The organism is Butyricicoccus intestinisimiae (assembly GCF_018918345.1).
Taxonomy (GTDB): Bacteria; Bacillota; Clostridia; order Oscillospirales; family Butyricicoccaceae; genus Butyricicoccus_A; species Butyricicoccus_A intestinisimiae.
This window is the reverse complement of the sequence record NZ_JAHLQI010000003.1, coordinates 125,651-148,318: the sequence shown is the minus strand read 5'-3', so window position 1 is coordinate 148,318 and position 22,668 is coordinate 125,651. Positions and strand designations below refer to the sequence as shown.

The window sequence follows — 22,668 nt, the reverse complement described above, 5'->3', positions numbered from 1 at the left end:
CCGCTTGAAATGCATCAAACAGGGCGCACAAAACAAAAAGAGCCTGTTTACGCATGTGCGTGAAACAGGGCAAAACAAACAAGAGACATTGTAACATGTCTCGATTGTATCTTCTTCCATCCAGACTGTGACTGTCGGCTCCGGACTCAAACCGGATCGGCCGCGGAATTGCTTCCAGCGGGTCGCGGGCTGTACCGCCGGTAGGGAATTGCACCCTGCCCCGAAGAACAATGTTATTTTCTTGACAAGTACAAGTATACTACACGCATGGACAAAATGCAATAGATTTTCTGCATGTTACAAAAATTTTAGCCGAAACAAACTGCGGAAAATCCGTCAAAAATTTCGTTCGCGTCCGGCTGCCCGCAGCCACAGCTTGCGCAGCAAATCCGCGGGAATCACGGTGAGCGCGAGACCTGCTGCAGCGCACAATTGGTATAGCGGCAGCGGTGTCGTGCGAAACAGGGCGCCGCCGTAATAAATCAGTCCGAGCTGCACGAGGGAGACCGCTGTCATGATGCTGAGAAACAGCGGATCGCGCCGGATGTGTGCCAAGATATGCAGCCGGTGCGTGCGCGCATTGAAGGCGTTGAAAATGCCGCAAAAGATAAACAGCGTAAAAAATGCGGTTAAAAATCGAATGGGATCGGCGGCATAGCTGAAAAACCGGCGAAGGGGTGCGGCGCGCAGAAATATAATACATAAAACAATGGTATAACTGCCCGTCCAGATAAGCTGACTTTTCATATATCGGTTGAGCACGGGTTCCTCGCGGCACTTGGGCGGTTCGCGCATATATTCCTGCAGCGGCGGCTCTCCGGAAAACGCCAAGCCTGCCAGTGTGTCCATAATCAGGTTGATCCACAGCATTTGCATGACGGTGACCGGCGTGTCAATACCGATGAGCGGTCCGGCGATAGATACGCCGACGGCGCAAAGGTTCATCGTCAGCTGAAAGACCAGAAATTTCCGAATACTTTTGAAAATCGTGCGTCCGTACAGCACGGCGTGCGCGATGGATGCCGGATTGTCGTCTGTGATGACAATATCACCGGCTTCTTTGGCAACGGCGGTGCCGCTGCCCATGGCGAAACCGATGTCTGCGAGCTTGAGGGCAGGCGCATCGTTGACGCCGTCTCCGGTCATGCCCGTGACGAGTCCAGCGGTCTGTGACGCCTGAATCAGCCGCACTTTGTCTGTTGGCAGTGCCCGCGCCACAACGGCGAGCTTGGGCAAATTTTGGATAAGCTCACGCTCTGACCAAGCGTGCAATTGCCGGCTGTCTATTATCAGTGGGTGGGCATCGGATAGAATGCCGCATCGTTGGGCGATGGCACGCGCGGTATCCGGATGGTCGCCGGTCAGCATGACGGTGCGGATACCTGCCTGCGCTAGCTGGTGAATCGCCTGCGGTGTCTCGCGGCGCAGGGGATCGTGCAGAACGAGCAGGGCTGTCAGGGTCATGCCGTGCGGCAGATGTGTTTCGGATACGGCTTGGTCAGTGACTGCCATAGCGAGTAACCGCCCGCCTGCCGCCGATTGCTCATGTATGATGCGAGATAACGCATGGGAACAAAAGGGGCGCACCAGACCGTCCGGCGTGAGATAGTGCGAGCAGCGGGGAAGAAGCAGTTCCGGTGCGCCGCGCACCAAGGTTTGTGCCCGCTGAGGCAGACGAACCGCCGCATATTTTCGGCTGGAATCAAAGGGGATGCGCTGACAGGCGGGTTCTGCGCGTCCGGTGTCAAATGACGCAATCGCGCGCAGCAGCGCGCGGTCAGTCGCGTTGCCGCCTGCTATGCCGCTTACAGACAGCGTGGCGCCGGTATTATACCGGCAATCCGCATAGATTTGCCCAAACAGTGCCGATGCATGCCGGCGCAGAGACTGCATCCCGTCAAATCGCGTGCCGTCACCGGAGAATACGGTCTCTGCGGTCATTTGTCCCGAGGTCAGTGTGCCGGTTTTGTCGGTAAACAGGATGTTCATGCTTCCGGCGGTCTCAATGCCGGTCAGGCGGCGAACCAAAACATGGTCGTGCATCATGCGCAGCATATTGGAGGACAACACAACGGTTATCATCATCGGCAGACCCTCCGGCACGGCGACAACGAGCACGGTCACTGCCAGCGTGATGGCGTGCAGGACGTGCTGCAAGATAAACACTGCGTGCTGCCGCATGCCGCCCTGAACAATCAAACACAAAAACAGGTCTGACGCCGCAACGAGAACTGCGGCTGCTATGCCCAGCTTGCTGATGGTACTTGCGAGGGCATCCAGACGAACGTGCAGCGGACTTTCGCGCGTGTCCTCCTGCAATTGCTGCGCCATGCTGCCGTATACAGTTTTGCTGCCGACAGCAGTGGCTTCCATGATGCCTTCTCCGGATGTAACAACGCTGCCACGCAGCAATTCTGCATCGAGTGTTTTGTGTAAGTCGTGACTTTCGCCGGTCAGTGCAGATTGATTGACATCCACTTGGCCTTCGCGCAGAACTCCATCCGCAGGGATGCTCTCTCCTGCCTGCAGCAAAATCAAATCGCCGCACACGACATCATCCGCGGGAATGACAACGATGCGGCCGCCGTCGCGCCGCACACGGCAGGTCACGTTGGCAGCTTCTGTTTGCATCCGGCGAAACGCCGCATCGCTGCCGTACTCTGACAGGGCGGATATAAACGTAGCCAAAAACACTGCGGCGGCAATGCCCGCGGTTTCAAACCACGGCGCACCGCGCAGCATAAATAACAGATTGATGCACAGCGCAATGAGCAGAATGCGAATGATCGGGTCGGAAAAGCCCGAAAGAAAACGAGAAAGCAACTTGTTTTCGTTGGATTCAGATAGACGATTGCAGCCGTGCTGCTGTCGAGACGCCTGCACTTGTGCGCTGCTCAGTCCGCCGCTTCCGGTCATAGACATCCCTCCCTTTGCTCCAGTGTATGAAAGGAGAGCGGGGAGTATGACAGGCGCCATAATGAAGAGGACAAAACAAAAATCTCCCGCCGAAGATCCGGCGGGAGATCGTATTGCGTGTAAAATTGGGGGTATAATACGCGAACCAATCGGACTTAGCCGAAGTAACGCTTGAGCAGACCTGCCAGAGCCTTGCCGTGGCGAGCCTCGTCGCGAGCCATCTCATGAACGGTATCGTGGATTGCGTCCAGACCGTTCTTCTTTGCGCACTTAGCCAGATCGAACTTGCCCTGCGTTGCGCCGTACTCACAGTCAACGCGCCATGCCAGATTCTCCTTGGTGCTTGCCTTCATGTTCGGCTCCAGCGTCTCGCCGAGCAGCTCTGCGAACTTAGCAGCGTGTTCTGCTTCCTCGTAAGCAGCCTTTTCCCAGTACAGACCGATTTCCGGATAGCCCTCGCGGTGTGCGATGCGAGCCATGCACAGATACATACCAACTTCAGAACATTCGCCGTTGAAGTTTGCCTTCAGCTGCTCCAGGATATATTCCTTGTCCTCAGCGGAAACGTTGTCGTTGTTGGCAACGGTCTTTTCGTATACGCCGTACTCATGCTCAGCTGCCAGCTCGATTTCGCCAGCTACTTCCTTGAACATCTTAGCCGGTGCCTTACATACCGGGCACTGCTCCGGAGCTGCGTCACCTTCGTACACATAACCACATACAGTACATACAAACTTAGCCATAATCATATCCTCCTAAATAATATAGTATAGTATCGTGTGTTTGAACTCAAAATATAATTATTATGCCTGATTTTTCTCCGGCACGAACTGTGACAGAGGCAGGTCATATAATTTGCTGCGGATATCCTGATTGATTGCGCTGAACAGCCGGTGAAATGTGCATTCATTTTTTTGCTGCACGCGGCTGCAGTCAAATTCACTGCTCAGGCAGTGGTTGATTTCAATCGGACCGTCGATTACCTCAATGATCTCACCGAGAGAGATATGGTCTGCTGCGCGGGCGAGCTGGTAGCCGCCGCTGACACCCTTAAAGGACTCTGTCAGACCGGCCTGCGTCAGCCTGCGCAGGATTTTCAGGGCGAACCGAGAAGGAACCCCGCTGTCATCTGAAATTTGCTTTGCACTGATCGTCTGATTTCGCTCAGCCAAACAGTACATAATACGGATTGCGTAATCCGCCTCATGCGTGATTCGCATGCTGCACCTCCGGAAGGTCTTTTGTCTTTCGACATCTACAGTATAGCAGATTCGTGCGGAATGTCAAGTAGTAATAGTTATTATTTTTGAAATTATTTTAGAAAAATTTCCGCGCAAATTTTTTTCGAAAAAATCGAAAAAACAGTTGACATTTGTTTGTGGGCGCGGTATAATACTAATCGTCGCTGAGAGATGCGACAGAAATGCTTCGGTATTTCTCCCTCAAGTTGCTCAGACAACTCATACATGCGACTGTGGCGGAATAGGCAGACGCGCACGTTTGAGGGGCGTGTGGGCAACCGTGCCGGTTCAAGTCCGGCCAGTCGCACCATTTGCAGATGTGGCGGAATGGCAGACGCGCTAGCTTCAGGTGCTAGTGTTCGCAAGGACGTGAGGGTTCAAGTCCCTCCATCTGCACCAAACACGATTGAGTCTCGGTCGTGCAACAAAAGAAGAGACGCCATGCAGATGTGGCGGAATGGCAGACGCGCTAGCTTCAGGTGCTAGTGTTCGCAAGGACGTGAGGGTTCAAGTCCCTCCATCTGCACCAAAGACCTTAACGAAAGTTAAGGTCTTTTTGCTATATCTGGATATTTGTACGATAGGAGGGGTAACATGATTGTCGTTCACGGAGCACACAACACGGCAAAATGCTTTTGCAAGACCTTGGAGCCGCAGGCGCGGCAGCAAATTCAAATGGTTTGCGATCAGCAAGCGTTCGCCGATGCGAAAATTCGCATTATGCCGGACGCGCACGCGGGCAAAGGCTGTACCATCGGCACGACGATGACGCTGACGGATAAAGTGGTGCCGGGCATGGTCGGCGTAGATATCGGCTGCGGCATGGAAACCGTCAAGCTCAGAGAAACGCAGATTGATTTTGACGCGCTGGATCGCGTCATCCGCACATACATTCCATCAGGGCGTGCTGTGCGCCCGGCTGCGCATCCGCTGGCAAAGCAAATCAATTTGCAAGACTTGCGCTGTGCCGGGCAAATAGACAGCAAGCGGGCGCAGTGCAGCATCGGTACGCTGGGCGGCGGCAATCATTTTATTGAAATCGACTGCGACGAAGATGGCACCTTGTATCTTGTGGTACACGCGGGAAGCCGCCATCTCGGCGTAGAGACCGCGAATTTTTACCAGAAAGCCGGTTGGAAGGCGCTGCAGCACAGATGCCGCCCGCATGTGCAGGAGGCGATGCGGCAGCTCAAGGCGCAGGGGCGTGAGCGGGATATTGCGCAGGTGACAGCGGAAATCAAGCGGGACTATGCGCCGGATGTTCCGCAGGAGCTGGCGTATGTCACGGGAGATCTGTTTGCGGATTATATCCATGATATGAAGCTAGTGCAGCAGTTTGCGGTTTGCAATCGGCAGGCAATGGTGCAGACCATTTTACAAAACATGCAGTTGACCTGTGTTGACGCGTTCTCAACCATTCACAACTATATTGATACCGATGCGATGATTTTGCGCAAGGGCAGTGTGTCCGCAAAGCGGGGCGAAAGGCTGCTCATTCCGATCAATATGCGGGACGGCAGCTTGATTTGTGTCGGGAAGGGAAACGAGGATTGGAATCAATCGGCACCGCACGGTGCAGGCCGTCTGATGAGCCGCGCGGATGCGAAAAAGACCCTGACGCTGGAACAGTTTCAGCAGTCCATGCGCGGTATTTATACAACCTGCGTCCAGCGTGATACATTGGATGAATCGCCGATGGCGTATAAAAGCATGGATGAAATTGTGGAACAGATTGCACCGACAGCGGAAATTGTTCGGCGCATTCGTCCGGTGTACAACTATAAAGCGGCAGAATAATGAATGTTTTGTGAATCTCGACACGGAACGCTTTACAGTGCGGTGTATCCTGTGATATGCTACATATATTCATATAAATAGGAGATGAGATGAAGATGGAGCCGGAAATAAAAAAGAACTATCAGGTCAAGCTGGTAGAAGAAGACACGAAGCCGGTTGAGCCGGAGCGATTGGAAGAAGATCCGTTGGAAAATCTTCCGGACCTTTCGAGCCGGACAGGCGGACTGCCGATTGTCACATTTGTCCTGATTTGTCTGTCTGCGGGTATTATCATGCTGATTGCGCGTGTTCTGACGGCGGAGTCCATGGCGATGGCGGCGGGATGTATTGCCTTTGTGCTCCTTGCGCTGTTTGGCATTGTGGCTCTGATTCGCGGCATGTTTCAAAAGCTGCACGCGCAAAAGGAACAGAGCAGTGCATATCTGCTCAGTGCCGTTGTCATGACGATTGGCATTTTGGCGGGATTGATTATCGGCGTAGTCAGCGGATTTTGATTTTACAAAACCGTCATAATTGCAGCAAATGAAACGGGAGAAGTTTTGGTATACTAAGGACAACAGCGCACGCGCTGTTTGGTCCCGTCCCTACCTTTTTCATGTTTTGATATAGGAACCCCGAGCGGAAACGTTCGGGGTTCTTTTGTATGCATGCGCTGCATATGCTGCTGTATATGACGCATCCTGTCAGAAAAACTTGTCATTGTTTCTGAGATGCCGTATAATAGAACCAATTCAATGATAGGAAAAGGAGGAGATGTGTATGTATTGCATCCGATGCGGAAAACAGCTGGCAGACGGAACCAAGTACTGTATTTATTGCGGTGCACCGACTGCGGCGCCGAAAAAAGACGAACATGTTTCGACGGAGGATGATTTTACCATCGCCGTTCCAAAGGGGTATGTACAGAGCGACGCAAGCGGTATGGATGCAACACAGCACATTTCGTTTGGAAAGGATTTTGTTCCGGATCCGGCAGAAGAGTACATGCCAGAGGGATTGCAGGATGAAATCGGTCAGGTGATTGACGAGGAATTGGGAGAGCGGGAACAGGCAGAGCACGAGTACACCCGCGCCGTCTCGCGAGAGGATCTTGCGCGTGCGATGGAACAGGCACGACCGGACGAGGATTCAGAGCTGCAGCAGTATGTGCAGGACGTCATGACCAGTGAGCATACACGGCCGGCGGAGCGGGAGACCGCAGCACCGGAACAGCCGGAGATCGAAGACGAGACGAAGGTATTTGCGGCGGATATTCAGGAAATATTGGCGCAGCGGGAACAGGCACCGAAACAGGAACCGGCGGTACAGCCGCAAGAAGACAAGCAGGATACCGACGAGCTGCTGAAACAATATGTGCAGGAAGTTATGGCGGAGAGCGGCCGCGAGATGCCGCCGGAAGCGGATGAAATCGAAGATGAAGGGTATACGCGCGCGATTGCCCGCGAGGACATTCATCAGGCGATGCATGCCTATGCGCAGCAGCCGACGCGCATCATCTCGAAGGAAGAAATACAGGAGGCAAAGCAGGCTGAGCCGGAACCGGATGAAACGGAGCAGACAAGCCAGTCCGTTCGAGAACCGGATGAAACGGAGCAGACAAGCCAGCCTGTCCAAGAGGCGGAGAACGCACAGCCGATAGAGAGCGAAGCATACACGCAGGTTTTGGCGAAGGAAGACATCAAACAGGCAATCGAACAGCAACAGACGCAGCACAAAGTGGACGAGTCGGTCTTTGAGGATGCTGTGGAACAACAGCCGGTAGAGGTGGAAAGCATTCCGGATATTCCGATTCCGACGGATTTTGTCGCAACGGAGCAGGTAGAACAGCCGCCGATGGAGAAGCCGCCGAGACGCAACCGCATCAAACGGAAGGCGGATTTGGAAGACGAGGATGACGGTCCGGAGCAGCTGATCAGCGGCCGCGGCATTGCGGCGGTTGTCGTGATTGTTATTTTGCTGTTTGCGTTGGCGGTAGGCGCCTGTGTGATGGCGCTCAACAGCGGCGGCGCGGCAGATACCGGCTCCGGCAGCGGTGATGTGGGATTTTCCTACGGACAGTCAGACAGCGAGGCAAAGGGCTGATATCGGAATAAAAATTCATATTTGTGCACAAAAGTCGACGATGTGTGTATTAAAATGCGGAAAAGACGGGAAAATGCACAAAAACTTTAACAGCTGCTCGCTTGTATCCGTTGACAATGCTGAACAGGTATCTTATAATAGAATAAAATAGTATGATGCAATGTCTGCGAGATATGCGCAGCTATATGGAGGGAAGAACAAAGGCGGGAACTGCTTGTTTCACCCGAATGGAGGGAATCTATTATGAAGAATATATTGTTTGCAGCATCGGAGTGCGTGCCGTTTGTCAAGACGGGCGGCTTGGCGGATGTTGTCGGAGCGCTTCCGAAGTCTTTGGATAAAGACAAATACGATGTGCGCGTAGTCATTCCGGATTACACCAGCATTCCGCAGAAGTATCGCAGCAGATTTTCCTATCTCGACAGCTTCTACATGGATTTGGGAGAACTGGGAAATTTCTATGTCGGTATCATGACCTGTGAGTTTGACGGCATTCGCTATTATTACATCGACAATGAACATTTCTTCCAGGGAGAGCGGCTGTACAGCGATATTCTGTGGGACATTCAGAAATTCAGCTTTTTCTCCAAGGCTGTGCTGTCTATGCTGCCGGTCATTGGATTCCGTCCGGATATTATCCACTGCCACGACTGGCAGACGGCGCTGATTCCGGTATTCCTGCATGAAATGTTCCAGGATAACCCGTTCTTCCGCGGCATCCGCACGATTATGACCGTGCACAATCTGAAATTCCAAGGCGTTTGGGATATTCAGACCATGCGGCGCTTTACCGGCCTGCCGGGACATGTATTTACACTGGGACGCATGGAGTTCCATCGGGATGCAAACATGCTCAAGGGCGGCTTGGTATACGCAGACCGCATTACCACGGTCAGCAACACTTATGCGAATGAGATTCGCATGCCGTATTATGGCGAAGGTCTGGACGGTCTGCTCAATGCCCGCTCAGATTCGCTGTGGGGCATTGTAAACGGCATTGATTATGATTTGTACAACCCTGCAACCGACAAAATGATTGCGGAAAACTACGACGAAACCACCTTTGAGGAGGGCAAAAAGGCATGTAAATTGGCGATTCAGCGCGAGCTGGGCATGCCGGAAGATCCGGATGTCATGATGATCGCCATGATTACCCGCCTGACCGATCAGAAGGGCTTGGATCTTGTCGAATGGGTCATGGAACGGTTGCTGACCTCTCGCGTACAGCTGGTAATCATCGGCACAGGCGATCCGCGCTATGAAAATCTGTTCCGCTACTATGAGTGGACGAGAAAGGGACAGGTATCCGCGAACATTCTGTTCAATGAAACACGCGCACACCGCGTGTATGCGGCAGCGGATGCGATGCTGATGCCGTCGCGGTTTGAGCCGTGCGGTTTGACACAGCTCATTTCTCTGCGTTACGGCACGGTTCCGATTGTGCGGGAAACCGGCGGTCTGCGCGACACGGTACAGCCGTACAATCGGTTTGAACAGACAGGCACCGGTTTCTCGTTTGCAAACTACAATGCGGATGAGATGCTCAATACCATTTTCTATGCGGAACAGGTATTCTATGACGAACCGGATGCTTGGAAGGCGATGGTAGAGCGCGGTATGACAAAGGATTACTCGTGGACGGCGTCCGCGAAAATCTACGAAGAATTGTACGATTCTCTGCTGTAAAATAAGAAATTGTTTGGGTGACTGCGGCAAAATTGCCGCAGTCACTTTTTTGTGCATGGATCGCCGGAAAGCGGTGCATACTAATGCAGAGAAACGGAGGGATTGGTATGCAGCCGACACCGGAACAGTACAACCAAATGATACAGCGCAGCTGCAAAAAATCACCGCTTGGAAAGAATATGCTGTGGGCGTTTGCCGTCGGCGGCGGCATCTGTGCGTTGGGACAGGGCATTCTTGTTTTTTGGCAAATGGCGGGACTGGATGAAAGCGACGCAGGCACAGCCGTATCTATCACACTCATTGCGCTGTCTGCCCTGCTTACCGGACTGCATGTGTATGAAAAGCTCGCCAAACATGCGGGAGCGGGAACCTTGGTGCCGATTACAGGATTTAGCAATTCCGTTGCAGCGCCGGCGCTGGAATTTAAAAGTGAGGGCTTGGTGCTCGGCACGGCGGCAAAGATGTTTACCATCGCCGGACCGGTGCTCGTGTACGGCATCAGTGCGTCTATCGTGTATGGCGTTGTGCTGGCAATATTCGGCGGTGCGTGAGGAGGTCATCATGATAGGAAAACGAATGGGAGTGAGCACGATTGCCTTTGAACAGCCGCCGATGCTGTCCGCGTGGGCAGCTGTCGGCGGAAAAAAAGAGCAGGAAGGGCCGCTTGGCGCACAGTTTGACCAACTGTTTCCGGATACCATGTGCGGAGAAGCGACATGGGAGAAGGCAGAAATGCATATGCAGCAGGTTGCTGTGCGGCTGGCGGCGAACAAATGCGGTCTGCCGGTTTTGGCACTGGATTTGATGATTGCGGGCGATTTGCTCGGTCAGTGTGTTGCATCCAGCTATGCGGCGCGCAGCACACAGGTGCCATATCTCGGCGTGTACGGTGCGTGTTCGACAATGATAGAAGGGCTGCTGCTGGCAGGCTGTATGATTGACGGCGGCTATGCCCAGCGCGTGTGTGCGGCGGCATCCTCGCATTTTTGTACGGCGGAACGGCAGTACCGCTTTCCGCTCGCCTATGGCGGACAGCGCACGCCGACTGCCCAATGGACGGCAACGGCGGCGGGCGCCTGTATTTTAAGCCATGCAGACGTACAGGCGTCCGTGCACCTGACGCATGCCTGCTTTGGGAAAATTTGCGATTTGGGTGTGACCGATGCCAATAACATGGGCGCGGCTATGGCACCGGCGGCATATAACACCATTCGCACGCTGCTCAGTGATACGGGCACGCATCCGGGGGACTATGATGTCATTTATACCGGTGATTTGGGGCGCGTCGGTTCGCGGCTGCTGTGCACGATGGCGCAGGACGACAGCATTGTGCTGGCGGACAAGCATCAGGACTGCGGGATTCTGCTGTTTTCGGAGAAACAGGATGTCCATGCGGGAGGCTCGGGCTGCGGCTGTGTGGCATCCGTGTTGTGCGCGCATATTTTGCCGAAATTGGCGGCGGGAGAGCTGCGGCGCGTGATTGTCGCGGCGACTGGAGCGCTGATGAGCCCGACCAGCGTACAGCAGGGAGAGAGCATTCCCGGCATCTGCCATGCTGCTGTATTGGAACACGTGGGAAAGGGTGAGTCCTAATTGCAATATTTCTATGCGTTTATAACAGGAGGGACTATCTGCGCGCTGAGCCAGATTTTGATTGACAAGACCCGATTGACACCGGCGCGTATTTTGACTTCTTATGTGGTGCTCGGTGTGGTTCTGACCGCGATAGGGATATATGAGCCGTTCAAGCAGTGGGCGGGTGCAGGCGCGACTGTGCCTCTGCTGGGATTCGGCTGCACGTTGGCGGAAGGTGTCAGACAGGCGGTGGCGCAGCAGGGCTTGCTCGGCGCATTTACCGGCGGTGTTCGAGCGGCGGCAGGGGGCATTTCTGCTGCCGTGTTTTTCGGCCTGTGCACCGCAATTTTGTTTCAGCCGGCGGATAAAAGCTGAAAGCAGAATTGGAATATTGTAAAAAATTACAAGCTGATTTTCGTGTATAATGGATAAAAGCGAGGAAAACAAACAAAAAACAGACAAAGAATAATGAAATGCAAGACTTTGCATAAAGAAATATATGACAAAAAAGGTGAATAAAATGGCAAATTTGATAAAAAGTATGCGAAAAATATAACAATCTTACTAAAAATAACAAAAACGATGAATAAAGAGACAAAAAAGCGTATGTTCACCATCGCGTTTCTTTGGTATGATAGGTGCAACAGAAAGACAGTTCAAAAAAGTAACTGCTTTGCAAGGAGAAATCTTCTCTGCACATGCCGCGGCGGAGATTGGAAACTCCTTATTCATTGCAACAATGAATCTGTGACTCAACAGAAAGAGAGGAAACAAGGATGAAACTGAAGCGAACAATGGCGATTTTGATGGCAGGTGTGACATGTGCCGGCGCGCTGGCAGGCTGCGGCGGTTCCGGTTCGAAGGATACCGGTTCGGCTGCTTCCAACAGCGGCGGTCTGACGGAACTGACATTCGTTATGGCGTCCCGCGATGAGTTTATGTCGTCGATTGAAGAAGCAATGGTAGCGGAAGCAGAACCGCTCGGCTATAAGATTGTATCGCAGGACGCGCAGAACGACTCGTCCAAGCAGATCCAGTACATCGAAACCGCAGTAAATGGCGGCGCGGAAGCGGTTATCTGTTTGCCGGTTGACGCAGACGGCACGCAGTCTTTGATTGATGCAGTGGGCGAAAAGAACCTTGTGTTTGTAAACCGTCCGCCTACGAATTATTCCGAATTGGCAGCGGACAATGTAACCTATGTTGGTTCCAATGAGGACACCTCCGGTTACTATCAGGGCGAATATCTGGCAAACTACTTCAAGCAGAAGGGTCAGAAGGAAGTGAAGTACCTGATGATTCAGGGCACACTGGGTCAGGTTTCTACCACCAAGCGTTCGGAAGGCGTTATCAAGGCGCTCAAGGACAATGGCATCAATCCGGTAGAGGCTTCCGCTCCGGTTGTTGCGGACTATGACCGTCCGACTGCACAGGAAATGATTCAGCCGCTGCTGACTTCCGGCAAGGAATTTGATTGCATCATTGCGAACAATGACGCCATGGCACTGGGTGCAATAGAAGCGTGCAAGGATGCCGGTGTGGAAATCAACTTCCCGATCGTTGGTATCGACTGCACGGCTGACGGCGCAAAGGCTGTTCAGGACGGAGATATGGCTATGACCGTATTCCAGAATCCGGTAGGACAGGGCAAGGGCGCGGTCATTGCTGCGGACAACATGATTAACGGCAAGAAGCTGGGCACTGGTATGGAAGAACTCGGTGCACTGGATACTTCCGGCAAGGATTACAGCGATTCGATTTTCTGGATTCCGTTTGAGCCGGTAACCAAGGACAACGTAGCTGATTACATGTAATCGGTATCCTTCTCCATTTTTTAACAATCAGATAATTCAATTTTCTCTTTTCATGGTAGGCTCATTCTCTTAGAACCTGCATCTCGACGTTTGATTTTTTGACTGTTCGCTTGGGATTTTAGAACAGCCAAACCAACGCGGCATAGCAGCTGTTCGTCATCCTCATTCCCCGATGAGGATGACGGCGGCTGCTTTTTATGTGGGAAAACCGCAAAAGCAAGACCGATAAATAAAAAGCAGAACCGCGCAATTTTGGCGCAAACTCTCGACAGAAAAAGACCGGAGCACAGTTGCTTCGGTCTTTTGCGTTTAGAAAATTTCGATGTCGTTGCTGGCGAGTACGTTGCCGCTCTGCTGCTGCGTGCGGTAGGTTTTCGGCGTGCAGCCGACTTTTCGCGTGAACACGTTGATAAAGCTGCTCGCGGAGCCGTAGCCGACTTCGTACGCGATTTCTGCCACGGATTTTCGGCTGTGCGTCAGCAGGCGCTGTGCTTTTTCCAGACGCGTGTTGATGATGTACTCGGAGGGGGAGTAGCCAGTTTGCTTCTTGAACAGATGCGATAGATAGTACGGACTGAAGTTTGTCAGTTGAGACAGATCGTCTAGCGTGATGGGGTCTCCGACATGCGCGAGAATATAACGAATGGCTTCACTGATGGGCGCGTTTTCTTCGATTGGCGGCACCGCAGACAGGGAAAGCTTGTATAAAAGTTGCGTAATCCATGTAGAAATATATAAAGGCGGCTGTACTGTGCCTTTTTCGTGTATGAGCGCAGTTTCATATAATTCCTTGCCGATCTCCATATTTTCGTCCTGACGGAATACCGGACCGCCGTTTAATTCTATCACATAGTCGACGAGCGCGTGAGAATTGCCGCCGTCAAAGTGAATGTAAACGAATTCGGTTCCGTCGTGAGAACGGTAGTAGTGCGGATTGACGCAGTCGAGCAGAAGGACATCACCCTTGTGAATGGTATACGCCTTGTTGTTGTATTTGACATCCATCTCGCCGTTTCGCACGAACAGAAGCAGTGCTTCCGGATAGCTATCCCGATCCATGTAATATTGTCCGGTACAGTAGTAATGCCCGCACCAAGTCATATAAATCAGGTTCTTCCGTGCGAACTCAGACGGCTGAAACGTCGAGCAATGGGACTGCGGGAGAATGCCTGGATCAACACTTTTCATTTTTTTGCACCTCGATTTCTTTCAAAGCAAATACGATGAACTCTATAGCAACCACGCGTATTTACCATTTACACTTCTTAGATTATACTAGTTTCAGAAAGAACACAAGAAACAAAAATGACAAATAAACACATGAATGTTTGTTGAAAATGACGATACTGTTCGCTTGGGAGAAAAAGCAAACACGCAATAATCCAAACAAAAGTGTTCTGAATTTGTTGAGACCATTCAAGTTATTTTAAAACAAAGCGAGAAACAGGAAAGGAAGTAACTATTATGTACATTGGCGAGAAATTGATTGACAGACCGTTCCGTTGGGGTATCGTAGGCGGAGGCAAGACCTCTCAGGTAGGCTACAAGCATCGTCTGGGCGCAATGCGCGACAACACCTCTTTCGTTCTGAAGGCTGCTGCATTCGACGTAGACGCAGAGCGCTGCAAGGAGTTCGGCCGCAACCTGTGCATGGATGAGGATCGCTGCTATCCGGATTACAAGACCATGTTCGAAGCAGAGGCAAAGCGCGAGGACGGCATCGAAGTGGTTGACGTAGCAACTCCGAACTTCCTGCATTACGAAGTAACCAAGGCTGCGCTGGAAGCTGGCCTGCACGTTATCTGTGAGAAGCCGCTGTTCTTTGAAGTAGAGCAGGGTGAGGAAATCAAGAAGCTGGCTGAGGAAAAGGGCAAGATCGTTGCTGTAACCTATGGCTTCTCCGGTTTCGAACTGCTGCAGCAGATGCGCGCGATGGTAACCTCCGGCAAGCTGGGCAAGATCAACATGATCGACCTGCGCTATGCACACGGCTTTGGCTGCGATCCGGAAGGTGACGTAAAGTCTGAGGGTCAGAAGTGGCGCGTAGATCCGTCCAAGGTAGGCAAGGCGTTCGTTCTGGGCGACCTGTCCACCCATACCTATTACATGTCTCAGCTCATCTGCCCGGATCAGAAGCTGAAGCAGGTTCTGTGTGACCGTCAGGCATTCGTTGGTTCCCGTTACCCGCTGGAAGACAACGCTTACGTGCTGATGCGTTACGAAGACGGTGCAGTTGGCCGTATGTGGTGCTCCTGTGTCAACGCCGGTGACATGTCCTCCCAGCACATCCGCATCGTAGGCTCCAAGGCTTCTCTGGAGTGGAACGACATGCATCCGGACGTTGTTAAGTATCAGGTACAGGGTCAGCCGGAGCAGCTGCTGTACCGCGGCATGGATTATCTGGATCCGATGGCACAGGAAGATGAGCGTCTGGGTGCGCTGCACTACACCGGTCTGATTGAATCTTGGTCCAACCTGTACAAGCGCTTTGCAGTTGTTATGGCTGCGAAGGATCGCGGCGATGAGGAAACCGTGAAGAACGTGATCTATCCGGATCTGGAGCACGGCATCGACGGCATCAAGTGGATCAATGCTTGCGCAGAGTCCGCTGATAAGGGCGCTGTTTGGGTAGACGTAAAGTAAGATTGATAGATTCGCTATCGGGGCAATTGCCCCCGATAGCTTCTCAAAATTTGGAGGATATACCGATGAAACTTTCTATTTGTACCGATGTATTTGGCAAGATCCCGCTGACTGAGATGCTGGACAAGGTCGTTGCTTACGGTTTGGACGCTGTTGAGCTGACTGCTGGCGGCTGGGGCGGCTGCAACTTTATCGAGTCAGCAGAGGAGTATATCAACGATGACGCAAAGCGCGAAGCATTCCTGAAGGAAATCAAGAGCCGTGGTCTGGAGATCTCCGCGCTGAACTGCTCCGGCAACCCGCTGATCGACACCCCGATGGGGCATGAGCACTCCAAGACCATGCGTGATACCATGGTTCTGGCTGGCAAGCTGGGTGTTGACACCGTTGTTACCATGTCCGGTCTGCCGGCAGGCGCACCGGGTGATAAGACCCCGAACTGGTTCGTATCTACCGTTTCGTGGCCGGATTTTGACGGCTTCTCTTACATGAAGGAAGGCGTTAAGTATCAGTGGGAGACCGCTGCTGCATGGTGGAAGGAAACCTGCCGCATCGCGAAGGAAAACGGTGTCAAGCGCATTGCCATCGAGGAGTTCCCGGGCGCACTGGTTCACAACGTTCGCACCTTCAATAAGCTGTGTGAAGTAGTCGGCGAAGATTCCGACGTACTGGGTCTGAACCTTGACCCGTCCCACCTGATGATTCAGGGCGCAGAGCCGATTGCAGCTGCTCGCGCACTGGGCGACAAGATTTTCTATGTACACGGCAAGGACGCTCGTCCGGAGCGTTACAATGTTGACGTAGACGGCCTGCTGGAGAATCTGCCGGTAGAGTGCTCTAAGGATCGCACATGGAACTATGTAGCTGTCGGCTGCGGCCGTGACCTGCAGTGGTGGAAGGAATTCTTCTCGGTTTGCCGCATGATGGGTTATAACGGTTATGTATCTCTGGAGATGGAAGACCTGACCATGTCTGTGGAGGCTGGTCTGGAAACCTCCATTGATGCACTCAAGGCTACCATCAGCAAGTAACATTTTTCTTTTCTTATATTTCTATAGAGGCAGACAGAGCCTTATTGGCTCTGTCTGTTTTTTATGCATCGACAGATATTGTTTTGAGGAATAAAATGCCAGTCTGCTGCTGCGCGCGCATTTGTTTTCTATATGTGTCTTTTGCGGACCGTTACAAATTGCGAAATATGTTACTTTTTGCGTGATAAGATTTTTATAAAATAAAAAGCAAAATATATAAATTCTTTGTGGCAAATGTATATTGTCTGCACAGTAAACGGTTGGTATAATAAAAACCAAACAAGATGAAAGTTACAAAAAACATGATAAATACCGGAAAATAGATGATTATATGTGCGAAATAGCACTGCAGAATCATTTCTCTTCATCACGTTTTTTAGGGAGAGTGCACAAGAAAAAGTAAGATTTTAACAAAAAGTAAGGAGCAAATCATGAAAAGTATGGAATCTGGCGCAGTGATTTCTGGCGATTCTCTTACCATAAAAGAGAAAACAGCAGAAAATCTTGGTATGCGCGCACAGGATGATATGCCAACTATGCGAGAGAAAATTTGTTACGGATTCGGAGACGTATCTTGTAACATTGTGTATGGATTGGTGGCATCTCTCATCACTCTGTTTTATACCGACTACGTTGGCGTTCCGGCGATGACGGTCGGTCTGGTTATGATTATTTCTCGTTGTCTGGACGGCGTTTCCGACTTCGTCATGGGCATTATTGTCAGCAAGACAAATTCCAAATGGGGCAAGGCGCGTCCATGGATTTTGTGGATGGCAGTTCCGTTTGGCGTTGCCGCAGTTCTGCTTATGATGGTGCCGCAGACAACTCCAATGCTGCAGTTCTGGTACATCCTTGTCACATACAATCTGGTGACAACGGTTCTGTACACTGCTGTAAACCTGCCGTATGGCACGATGTCCGCAATGATGACGCGTTCTTCCCACGGACGTGATTTGCTCGGCATTTTCCGCATGGCAATGTCTCCGTTCGGACGTATCATTGCAGTGACATTCACTCTGCCGCTGGTCAAGGTATTTGGTTCGGATCAGATGGCATGGGTTAAGACCATGAGCATTTGGGCAGTCATCGCAGTCATCCTGCTGCTGCTGTGCTTTAAGAACTGCGAGGAGCGCGTACACATTGAAGCCGCAGAAAAGAGCAACATTGGCCTCGGCAAGAATCTGAAGGCTTTGTTCACCAATAAGTATTTCTGGGCGGTTACCGTTCTGTGGATGGTACAGTCCAGCTACAATGCAGTATTCGGCACAACCGCGCCGTATTTCTGCAAGTATATTTTGGGCAACGATGAGCTGTACAGCGTGATGTATACCATCGAGATGGTCGTTATTATCAGCGGTGTTCTGTTCAGTCAGGTACTGCTGCGCCGCTTCGGTAAGCGCGATTTGGCGCTGGCAGGTTCGATTCTCGTTGTTGTTGCACAGTGCATTCTGATGACCAATCCGAACAGTGTGGCAATGGCGATGGGCGTCACGGTTCTGCGTGCCATCGGTACGGTTCCGCTCAACGCGTGTGTATTCGGCATGATCTGCGATGTCATCGAGTATGGTCAGTGGAAAACACACGTTCGTCAGGAAAGCCTGATTATGAGCGGAAGCAGTGTCGGAACCAAGTTCGGTCAGGGCGTTGCAGGCGGCATCATTGGTATGCTGCTGACAGCGAGCGGATATATTAGCTCGACCGGCAAGGCGGTTGTTCAGCCGGACTCCGCTCTGCACATGATTCAAAATATGTTCATCTATGGCCCGATTATCCTGTGGGGCGCCGCTGTCATCGTACTGCTGTTCTATAAGCTGGACAAGCACTATGATACGATTATGGCAGACCTCAAGGAACGCGAACAGCGCGGTGAACTCTAAAAACTGCTAACATCATACTTTTAACTCTCTCTGGCCGTCGCCCACTCTCCGGGCGGCGGTTTTTGTGTGTCTGGAATTTACGGAAAAGTTTATTTTGTTTGCTATGCGGAAAAACAAGTATTTGCACAAAATGGCTAGAGCAAAATCAAGAAACTTTTACGCAACAGCGGGCATTGTGCACGCATATATGTGCTGGTATAATAGGGACTGTAAAAAAGAGAAGGCAGCACGGCACGGCCGACCGTATTGCCGGACAAAGATTATTTTGCGATATAAAAGTAAAATAAATGTTTATATCAGTCATAAAAAGAGATATAGAAAGAAAGAGTGAAAACATATGATTTGGACATTGGTAACCTTTATTGGCTTTACTGTTCTTGTCGCTGTCATTTCCTACCTCAAGACAAAAGGAGATGACCAGACAACAGCAGACGGATATTTTTTGGCAGGACGCGGACTTCCTGGATTTGTAATTGCGGGATCTTTGCTTCTGACAAACCTTTCGGCTGAACAGCTGGTCGGCACGAACGGACAGACTTGGCTGGTCGGTATGAGCCCGATGGCGTTTGAAATTGTCGCAGCTCCGTGCTGTATTGTTCTTGCGCTGTGGGCGGCCCCGCGATACTTGAAGGGCGGCATCACGACGATTCCGCAGCTGATCGGTCAGCGCTTCGGACGTTCCACCAAGCTGTGGTTCTCCATCGCATACATCATTTTGTACCTTGTTGTACAGATTCCGGTTATTCTGTATTCCGGTTCTCTGGTATTTGAAAACATCTTCCACGTATCCGATATTTTCGGACTGTCTACCTTCGGTTCTGTCGTTGTGCTGTGTATTGTCATCAGCATTGTCGGCTCTATCTATGCGATTTTCGGCGGTCTGAAGGCAGTAGCCGTATCCGATACCGTAAACGGTGTCGGCCTGTTAATCGGCGGCTTTATGATTCCGTTTTTTGCGCTGCACGTGCTGGGCAATGCGGCTGGATACGACGGCATTGCAATCATTGACGGCTTCAAGTATCTGGCGCAGACCTATCCGGAAAAGCTCAATTCGATTGGCAAGTTGACCGCAGAGGCACCAGAGGTTCCGTGGATTACCGTCTTTACCGGCTTGATTTTCCTCGGTCTCCAGTCTTGGTGTACCCATCAGTCGTTCATTCAGCGCGTTCTCGCCGCAGAAAACTTGAAGGAAGCACAGAAGGGTGCTCTGTACTGCGCATTCCTCAAGATTATCGGCTTCATGTATCTGGCACTGCCGGGCGTGATTGCATACGCGCTGTTCGAACTTCACGGAAATCAGGTTTCTATGATGGATGCGGCATATCCGCAGCTGGTAACAGAGGTTATTCCGGCACCGCTCATGGGCTTCTTTGCAGCGGTTATGTTCGGCGCAATTCTCTCCTCGTTTAATTCCGTACTCAACTCGGTAAATACCATGTTCACCATGGACATTTATCATGAGTACATCAATCCGGAAGCTTCTGAGATGAAGCTGGTTCAGGTTGGCAAGAACATTGGTATTGTTTTTGCTGTCGCTACGACAATCGTAGGTCCGATGGTATACTTCTTCCCAGCAGGCCTCAAGACGTTCCTGGATTCGTTTGTCATGCTGATCGGTCTTCCGGTTCTGTCCGCAGTATTCGGCGGCTTCTTCTTCAAGTATCTGCCGCAGTACGCTGCAAAGTTCATCATGATTTTCCACATCATCTGCTATGGTCTGTTCCTGATTATCGCTCCGCAGTATCCAGTAGTCGGCGGCTCCATCCATTATCTGTACGCAATCCTCGTTCTGTGGCCAATTGAACTGCTCATCATGGCATTCCTCAACCACAAGAACAAGAAAGATCATCCGGACATGGAAGCTTGGGAGCAGGAAGATGTTCATGCGGTTGATATGACTCCGTGGAAGTACCGCAAGGTATGCGCGGTTGCTATCATCGCGCTGTGCATCATCGTTTATGCAGCATTCTCTCCGCTCGGTTTGGGAGCGTAATCATTTCGACTTTTCTCTCCGACAGACTATCTGTCAAAAAAACTCTCTCCACAACACCAAACAAAAGAAAATCGCCGGCAGTTTCAGGGGCTGTCGGCGATTTTCTTTTGCTTCATGCATCGTCCATGGGTTAGAATTCATAAGGCGGGTTGCCGGAGAAGTCGGCAATCACGCCGTGCGGATCTTCCAGATAGAATACCTCGAAAATCGGGTTGTCTGCGGTTTGGTACTGCCCTTTGACAATCGGATTGGCGATGCACAGTTCCTTTGCCGCCATGTTGTTCTCAAAGACAGCCTTGCCGTGCAGGCGAATCCATGCATAAGACGGGCTGGACACAGAAATCTCGATGTTTGGATTTTCCTGCATATCCTTGTATACGTCTTTCTGATTGTTGGTGCAGAACCACAGCTTGCCGTCCATCTCACCGGCAAACATGAACGGACGACACTTTGCTTTGCCGTCACGGCCTACGGTTGCCAGATACTGAACCGGATTTTCCTGTAAAAACGCAATAATCTTTTCCATGATAAAAACCTCCATGCTGTTGTTTGAAATGTTGTAACCACGTCAATTACAACAATAAAATACCACATGCTTGTTGTAATGTCAATGGTTACAACAAGAAAAATTGAAAATTTTTTCTTCGTTGACAGTGTGATGCGCCGATGCTACAATATTTTTATTGAACACAGGAGGCCAAATATATGCAGTTTTCTTCCAGACTCCCCATTGCAGCGCACATTTTGATGTGTATTGTGCGGTTTGGGGAGGACTGTAAAATTACATCGGATTTTTTGGCGGGAAGCGTCAATGTCAATCCGGTTATCATCCGCAAGACGCTGGGACAGCTGAAAAAGGCGGGCTTGGTTCGCGTAGAAGCAGGCGTCGGCGGTGCTTCACTGGCCAAGCCGCCGGAGGAGATTACCCTGCTGGATATCTTTCGCGCAGTAGAGCCGAAAGAAGAGCCGTTATTTCATTTTCATGAGAACCCAAACCCCGCCTGTCCGGTCGGACGCGAGGTACATGGTATCCTGAGCGGCTATTTAGACGCCGCTGCGCTGGCAATGGAAAACCAATTGCGTGCGGTCACGGTACAGCAGCTGATGGAGGATCTTCAGCGAAAAGATACGACAGAAAAGAGCAGTTTCTCATGAGAAGCTACTCTTTTTTGCTGCCGCTATTGGAAATCTTTTTGATATTTGGCGCATGAAAAACTTGCAGAACCAGAAAAAATTGGCACTTTTTTTCAAAATAAATGTTACCGGAGGATAAAAATGGTGTTATAATATAACTGGAACAATACGACAAAATAAGAACAAATCGGAAAAGGAGTGTAAGTATGTATCAAGTCGGAGAACTGGTCATGTATGGAAGTACGGGCGTTTGCCGCGTAGAGGATGTGGGACATCCGGAGGGAATTTCGGATAAAGAAAAGCTGTATTATACGCTGGCGCCGGTATACGACAAAGAGGTTATTTACACACCGGTAGATACCAAGGCATTTATGCGTCCGGTGATGTCGCGGACGGATGCCGAGCAGCTGATTGACCGCATTCCGGAGATTCCGGAGGAGCTGGAAAACAATCGGGACATTCGGATGCAGAGCGAGAAATATCGTGCTTGCCTGAATACGCATGAAAATGAAGATCTGATTCGTCTGATTAAGGTCGTGCATCGCAAGAATCACCGCTCGATGAAAGCGGGGCGGCACATGGGTTCGACGGATCAGCAGTACATGAAACGGGCAGAAAAGCTGCTGTACGGCGAATTGTCCGTTGCACTGGGCATCGGCTTCGATCAGGTGCAGCCGTATATTCAAAAACGCATTGCGGGTGCGCAGGCGTAAAACAGTAGACAAATCACAGCGTTAGAGGTATAATAGACAAGCTTATGCAGAGTAGGCATCTGAGCGTTAAGTGCTGTATGGACGGGGAGTTGCCATATAGACGAAGGAACATCCGCGGTTCAGGTGTTGCATCCCGCTGCCGGAAATACGGATCTTACCTCCTTAT

At 51.2% G+C, this 22,668-nt stretch carries 19 protein-coding genes, 3 tRNA genes and 2 riboswitches; of the genes, 17 read left to right on the top strand and 5 right to left on the bottom strand.

Annotation, left to right across the window (positions count from 1 at the left end; translation table 11 throughout):
* Positions 1-104: 104 nt before the first annotated feature.
* Positions 105-232: riboswitch (FMN riboswitch) on the bottom strand.
* A gap of 104 nt (positions 233-336) precedes the next feature.
* From KQI75_RS07230 to KQI75_RS07220, 3 genes are all read right to left on the bottom strand, one after another.
* A complete protein-coding gene (locus tag KQI75_RS07230) occupies positions 337-2,916 on the bottom strand; it encodes a calcium-translocating P-type ATPase, PMCA-type (RefSeq protein WP_216470068.1) in 2,580 nt (859 codons plus the stop codon).
* 155 nt (positions 2,917-3,071) lie between these two features.
* Entirely contained in the window at positions 3,072-3,659 is a 588-nt protein-coding gene (locus tag KQI75_RS07225) for an NADH peroxidase (RefSeq protein WP_216470067.1), read from the bottom strand.
* A gap of 60 nt (positions 3,660-3,719) precedes the next feature.
* Positions 3,720-4,136: an RrF2 family transcriptional regulator gene (locus tag KQI75_RS07220; RefSeq protein ID WP_216470066.1), complete on the bottom strand. Its 417-nt coding sequence runs from the start codon at positions 4,134-4,136 to the stop codon at positions 3,720-3,722.
* 248 nt (positions 4,137-4,384) lie between these two features.
* Between KQI75_RS07220 and KQI75_RS07215 the strand changes: the two genes are divergently transcribed.
* From KQI75_RS07215 to KQI75_RS07165, 11 genes are all read left to right on the top strand, one after another.
* Positions 4,385-4,467: transfer RNA gene (locus KQI75_RS07215), tRNA-Leu, on the top strand.
* A 3-nt stretch (positions 4,468-4,470) separates the two neighbouring features.
* Positions 4,471-4,556 (top strand) — tRNA-Leu (locus KQI75_RS07210).
* A 44-nt stretch (positions 4,557-4,600) separates the two neighbouring features.
* Positions 4,601-4,686, top strand: a tRNA-Leu gene (locus KQI75_RS07205).
* Between the two features lie 65 nt (positions 4,687-4,751).
* Positions 4,752-5,954, top strand: coding sequence for an RtcB family protein (locus KQI75_RS07200; RefSeq protein ID WP_216470065.1), 1,203 nt, complete (start codon positions 4,752-4,754; stop codon positions 5,952-5,954).
* 95 nt (positions 5,955-6,049) lie between these two features.
* On the top strand, positions 6,050-6,448 hold the full coding sequence (locus tag KQI75_RS07195; protein ID WP_216470064.1) for a hypothetical protein: 399 nt from the start codon (positions 6,050-6,052) through the stop codon (positions 6,446-6,448).
* Between the two features lie 265 nt (positions 6,449-6,713).
* Entirely contained in the window at positions 6,714-8,036 is a 1,323-nt protein-coding gene (locus KQI75_RS07190) for a zinc ribbon domain-containing protein (RefSeq protein ID WP_216470063.1), read from the top strand.
* A 243-nt stretch (positions 8,037-8,279) separates the two neighbouring features.
* A complete protein-coding gene (gene glgA / locus KQI75_RS07185; RefSeq protein WP_216470062.1) occupies positions 8,280-9,722 on the top strand; it encodes a glycogen synthase GlgA in 1,443 nt (480 codons plus the stop codon).
* Between the two features lie 107 nt (positions 9,723-9,829).
* Positions 9,830-10,273: a stage V sporulation protein AC gene (gene spoVAC / locus KQI75_RS07180; RefSeq protein WP_216470061.1), complete on the top strand. Its 444-nt coding sequence runs from the start codon at positions 9,830-9,832 to the stop codon at positions 10,271-10,273.
* A gap of 10 nt (positions 10,274-10,283) precedes the next feature.
* Positions 10,284-11,315: a stage V sporulation protein AD gene (spoVAD, locus tag KQI75_RS07175; RefSeq protein ID WP_216470060.1), complete on the top strand. Its 1,032-nt coding sequence runs from the start codon at positions 10,284-10,286 to the stop codon at positions 11,313-11,315.
* Positions 11,316-11,672: a stage V sporulation protein AE gene (gene spoVAE / locus KQI75_RS07170; RefSeq protein WP_216470059.1), complete on the top strand. Its 357-nt coding sequence runs from the start codon at positions 11,316-11,318 to the stop codon at positions 11,670-11,672. It abuts the gene before it with no gap.
* 401 nt (positions 11,673-12,073) lie between these two features.
* Entirely contained in the window at positions 12,074-13,111 is a 1,038-nt protein-coding gene (locus KQI75_RS07165; RefSeq protein WP_216470058.1) for a sugar ABC transporter substrate-binding protein, read from the top strand.
* A gap of 309 nt (positions 13,112-13,420) precedes the next feature.
* Here KQI75_RS07165 and KQI75_RS07160 read toward each other — a convergent pair whose 3' ends face one another.
* Positions 13,421-14,299, bottom strand: a complete 879-nt coding sequence (locus KQI75_RS07160) for a helix-turn-helix domain-containing protein (protein WP_216470057.1) — start codon at positions 14,297-14,299, stop codon at positions 13,421-13,423.
* 276 nt (positions 14,300-14,575) lie between these two features.
* On the opposite strand from KQI75_RS07160, the gene KQI75_RS07155 reads away from it, so the two are divergent.
* From KQI75_RS07155 to KQI75_RS07140, 4 genes are all read left to right on the top strand, one after another.
* Positions 14,576-15,754 (top strand): Gfo/Idh/MocA family protein, encoded by a 1,179-nt coding sequence (locus tag KQI75_RS07155; RefSeq protein ID WP_216470056.1) that lies wholly within the window; start codon positions 14,576-14,578, stop codon positions 15,752-15,754.
* A 65-nt stretch (positions 15,755-15,819) separates the two neighbouring features.
* Entirely contained in the window at positions 15,820-16,785 is a 966-nt protein-coding gene (locus tag KQI75_RS07150) for a sugar phosphate isomerase/epimerase family protein (protein ID WP_216470055.1), read from the top strand.
* Between the two features lie 431 nt (positions 16,786-17,216).
* Positions 17,217-18,662, top strand: coding sequence for an MFS transporter (locus KQI75_RS07145; protein ID WP_246566487.1), 1,446 nt, complete (start codon positions 17,217-17,219; stop codon positions 18,660-18,662).
* A gap of 337 nt (positions 18,663-18,999) precedes the next feature.
* The gene (locus KQI75_RS07140; protein WP_216470054.1) at positions 19,000-20,655 is read left to right on the top strand and encodes a solute:sodium symporter family transporter; all 1,656 of its coding nucleotides are present in this window, start codon (positions 19,000-19,002) and stop codon (positions 20,653-20,655) included.
* Between the two features lie 130 nt (positions 20,656-20,785).
* Here the strand turns inward: KQI75_RS07140 and KQI75_RS07135 are convergent, their stop codons facing one another.
* On the bottom strand, positions 20,786-21,181 hold the full coding sequence (locus tag KQI75_RS07135; RefSeq protein ID WP_216470053.1) for a pyridoxamine 5'-phosphate oxidase family protein: 396 nt from the start codon (positions 21,179-21,181) through the stop codon (positions 20,786-20,788).
* A 179-nt stretch (positions 21,182-21,360) separates the two neighbouring features.
* On the opposite strand from KQI75_RS07135, the gene KQI75_RS07130 reads away from it, so the two are divergent.
* Complete coding sequence (locus tag KQI75_RS07130; RefSeq protein WP_216470052.1) at positions 21,361-21,810, top strand: Rrf2 family transcriptional regulator; 450 nt, start codon at positions 21,361-21,363, stop codon at positions 21,808-21,810.
* A gap of 185 nt (positions 21,811-21,995) precedes the next feature.
* Positions 21,996-22,502: a CarD family transcriptional regulator gene (locus tag KQI75_RS07125; protein ID WP_216470051.1), complete on the top strand. Its 507-nt coding sequence runs from the start codon at positions 21,996-21,998 to the stop codon at positions 22,500-22,502.
* Positions 22,503-22,547: 45 nt separating this feature from the next.
* A riboswitch (THF riboswitch) is annotated at positions 22,548-22,643 on the top strand.
* Positions 22,644-22,668 lie beyond the last annotated feature (25 nt).